The organism is Parendozoicomonas sp. 209JJ7-1, from assembly GCF_058147085.1.
This window is the reverse complement of record NZ_JBYVJU010000150.1, coordinates 1-514: the sequence shown is the minus strand read 5'-3', so window position 1 is coordinate 514 and position 514 is coordinate 1. Positions and strand designations below refer to the sequence as shown.

Annotated in this window: 1 protein-coding gene; it reads left to right on the top strand. The window is 46.7% G+C overall.

From position 1 onward, the window contains the following. Positions 1–18: 18 nt before the first annotated feature. The coding region (locus tag ACY2RQ_RS19795) for a hypothetical protein (RefSeq protein WP_490114735.1) at positions 19–514 on the top strand (496 nt) is incomplete at its 3' end.

Genomic DNA, 514 nt, shown 5'->3' with positions numbered 1-514 from the left:
GCAGTGCTATTGTCCTGTATGAGCACGTTCACTGTCACATTGCTGATGCCTTCTGCCGGATGGTCCTGTAATCCATACACTCAGCTCCTTATAGAAAATGGAAAATTGACCAACATAGGCGTCTGGACTGCGGTTCCAAAGAAAGACAAGACCGGGAAAATCGTAGACTACGACAGGGGTAAAGTCCTGTGCCCCTATTTTTCTGGCTTTTCAAATTGCTGTGCAGATTTGAACAAAGGCCCGTTTCTGGTCGGGGTCGATTTTGCACCCTATAACTATACAATTATTAACGAGGCACACGTCCAGAGGACGGGGCGTGTGCTGATGACGCTGTATGGCCTATATCCAGTCATGAACAGATATGCTTCAGCATTTAATGCCAAATGCGATTGGAAGCATCAGGCGGTGCTTATTAATGCGCTGGATATAGCCGTTGACGTGAGTCTGTCATCCCTGGGTTATCACTCTTCAAATATTGCTTCAATGGGCGGGACAACCTGCATAACAAAAGATG